Here is a 3,168-nt window from a genome sequence, read left to right on the forward strand (position 1 = left end):
GGACTAAACCGCTCCGCGGTAGTAGTGCCGCCCCCACCTCATTAATTATATTCTGATCTCGTTCTCCGCTTCTAAGCTGAAGGAAGGGCAATGTCGCCCTGAATTCACTCAGGAGTGAAACCATGAGTTACTTTGAAGGATCCAACCCCATACGCCAACGCATGATTGAAGATATGACCATGCGTAGGCTCAGTCCTAAAACGCAAATAGGCTACATCAGAGGCGTGAAGAAACTCGCTACCTTTTTGAAACGCTCGCCAGAGGATGCCACGGCTGAAGAATTGCGCCAATTCCAACTCGCATTGGCCGAGCAAGGTACATCTAACATCACCATCAATGCCACGTTATCGGGTTTAACGTTCTTATTTCATAAGTCCTTGAATCGACCTGATGTGATGCTCAAAGTCAGCACCGTGCCGGTGCCAAGGAAGTTGCCGACGGTCTTGAGTAAAGAGGAAGTCAAGCAACTGATTGATGCCACACAGCCGCCCCCACAGCCGGCAACCGACAAGATGGCGATTGAACATACCATGATCTTGGGTGCGTGCATTTTTTTCATAGGATCTCCTTTCAGAAAGGGGCCTTCACGTCTGCGAAGCGTGAGATGTGTATACAGAACCAGGCCTAAGGATCTGATTATGGGTTGAGAAATCGCTGAGGTTTGCCTCGGTGCTCCATCATAAGCTCAACAGAGGGACGGATCGTCGTTGCTCCGCGGATATCACATTTGCTTACTGGGTAGTTTTTGAAGCCCGGTGCCGATCGCACCGGGCTGATCAACGGCGTTTCTCTATCGTTGAAAGTGCTTCAACCGCCCAACCAAAGGGTACAATTTCGAGCCTGGTTGAATGATTGACCACCGGACAACACTGAGAAGGGACCAGTATTTTCGGCAGGCGCTTGCAGTGATTGATAGCCCTGATTCACAAAGGGCAGCCATGCAGGCAGAGTCCCGTCGCTTGGGGTTGGGTCGCCGGTGCGGGCAAACGCCGCCCAGTAGCGCACCATCGTCTCGGCGAGCGTTGCGGAATCTGCGGAGAATTCGGCTTCCAGTTCAGCCTGAGAGGCAAAGACATAAGGAATTTCAGTGGCGTGCGCAGCACCTAAAGCGGGTTGACCTGTTGCAAATAATGGTAAAGGCAGCGGTGCATTTCGGTCTGCAAATTCGTACGCGTAGACCGGGATATGTTGCGCGGCAGCCGCAATGTTACCAAAGCCTGGACAGGCAAAGATCGCATCGGTGCCCACGGCAGAGACCGCGATATCGGCATTGTCATAACTGCTAAGCGGATAGAGGTCTACCACCGCGTCCGCATTGGCTTCAGTGACTGAACCATATCGCCGTATCAGTTCTTGCCGGTAGGCTGTCGAACTTCCTGCAAGTAGTTCCTCAAGGGAATTGCGTCCACTCACAAGTTGCTCCGCAGCAACAAACAAACGCCATTCATCCCGGTTCGAGCCTTCCAACACCTGGTCAGCCGTGAACTGTCCACTTGCCAACGCGGCTGCCACCGTCTGTTCAAGAACACCCGGTCGTTGAACAATTTCCGAACCGAATTCAGGTTCGCCGGCCTGCAAAGTGAGAAATTCAGGTTCGCCGGCCTGCAAAGTGAGAATTTGCTCAAGGGTCAGGTTACGCAGACACTCTGCCGCTTCAGGCGATGCATCATCTGCGCACAGGCTGGCCATAAATCCGGCACCGCGTTGCTCGGCTTCTGTAGGCGTTTCCTGGAAGAAGTATGGACCGCTCTGAACAATGACCCGATGAAACAAACCGTTGGTTCGATCATTGGCAGCCATTAACCCCTTGATGCTGAATCCGCCTGCAGACTCACCGACCAGTGTTACGTTATTCGGGTCCCCGCCAAACTCAGCAACGTTGGCTTGAAGCCATTCGAGGGCTTTGATCTGATCCATTAGACCGTAATTACCTGATCCCTTCTCGGACGTTTGCGAGGTGGCCGTAAGTGCCGGATGCGCCAAATAGCCGAGCACGCCAAGGCGATAATTAATGGCCACAACAACGATGCCTTCTTTCACCAACCTGTCAGGTTTCGCGCTGTGCTGAAAACCGGCACCAGTATCCAGATTGCCGCCGTGGATCCAAACAACCACCGGATGATTATCACCTTCAGCAGGGCTGTAGATATTGAGGTTCAGACAATCCTCCGAAGTAGTCGACCCTGGATTTGAACTTTGAATGGCAAACGGAGATTGCGCCGGCGTTTGTGGGCACGCATCACCAAAATCTGTCGCCTCCAAAACATCCGTCCTCGGCTCCAGGCTTTGGGGCGCACGAAAACGGTTTGCTCCCTCCGTTGATTGGGCATATGGAACGCCGAGCCATTGTTTCATCTCGCTGCCGTTACTGTCGGTGACAAGCTGCCCTGTGACGGTTCCCTCCGAGGTCGTAACCGAAGTCGGGTCACTTGGACCAGATGACGAGTCATTGCAGGCGGACAGCGAAAAAACGAATGTTGATAGGATCAAAAGGCGAACAGCGCTTGGTATTCGTTGAGCATAAACACGCATTGGGTCTTCTCCATGAGAGGCATTGTTGTTGTAGTTCCGAATATATCGAGAGCCCTGCAAGTGCATTTATTTTCAGCGTACGCATGTAAGCCAAGGCTCTCAATGGAGTGTAACTTGCCTCTCGGAGTCTGTCAACGTAGATGTCGCGTTTAAGTCATCAGCTCTTTAACAATTGGCCGCCTTTTCCGGGTTCAGAGTGACTGATTCCGGCAAGCTGAAGTTTCGGATATCACCAGACCAGCGACGCGGGTTCTCGGCTTTCGCCGCTTCGATAATCTGTTTTCGCTGGGCCAGGATCTGATCAGCTTCGCCCGTATGGCGTTGCTGAGGTGTTACGTAGTTCAAGGCGCTGTGTCGGTGCTCGGTGTTGTACCAGCGCACGAACGCCAGTACCCATTTGCGGGCCTCCTCGATCGTTCTGAAGCCGTTTACCGGGAACCCCGGGCGGAACTTCAGGGTTTTGAACAACGACTCCGAGTAGGCATTGTCGTTACTGACCCGGGGGCGACTGTTCGAGGGCGTAATACCCAGATCGTACAGTTTCTCCAAGAAGGTCGAGGCCTTCATGGGGCTGCCATTGAGTATAAGAAATATTAACGCTATGTACTACCCACTGTGTCAGCTGTATTTAAGGCC

The 3,168-nt window shown here is 52.8% G+C and carries 2 protein-coding genes and 1 pseudogene; 1 reads left to right on the plus strand and 2 read right to left on the minus strand.

Translation table 11 applies throughout. The features are described from left to right. The first annotated feature begins 122 nt into the window (after window positions 1-122). Window positions 123-647: a site-specific integrase gene (locus tag D9T21_RS12765; protein ID WP_241155708.1), complete on the plus strand. Its 525-nt coding sequence runs from the start codon at window positions 123-125 to the stop codon at window positions 645-647. A 160-nt stretch (window positions 648-807) separates the two neighbouring features. On the opposite strand, the gene D9T21_RS12770 is transcribed toward D9T21_RS12765, so the two are convergent. Both D9T21_RS12770 and D9T21_RS12775 read right to left on the minus strand, forming a co-directional pair. Next, window positions 808-2,532 (minus strand): carboxylesterase/lipase family protein, encoded by a 1,725-nt coding sequence (locus D9T21_RS12770; protein ID WP_164464677.1) that lies wholly within the window; start codon window positions 2,530-2,532, stop codon window positions 808-810. 165 nt (window positions 2,533-2,697) lie between these two features. Next, window positions 2,698-3,111 (minus strand): annotated as a pseudogene (locus D9T21_RS12775) (transposase); the annotation flags it as partial. Between the last annotated feature and the right edge of the window lie 57 nt (window positions 3,112-3,168).

This window comes from Marisediminitalea oceani (assembly GCF_003731635.1).
Classification (GTDB): Bacteria; Pseudomonadota; Gammaproteobacteria; order Enterobacterales; family Alteromonadaceae; genus Alteromonas; species Alteromonas oceani.

Excerpts from the sequence above, each read along its gene's own strand:
- D9T21_RS12765 (WP_241155708.1), top strand. The coding sequence starts at position 123 with ATGAGTTACTTTGAAGGATCCAACCCCATACGCCAACGCATGATTGAA.
- D9T21_RS12770 (WP_164464677.1), bottom strand. The coding sequence starts at position 2,532 with ATGCGTGTTTATGCTCAACGAATACCAAGCGCTGTTCGCCTTTTGATC.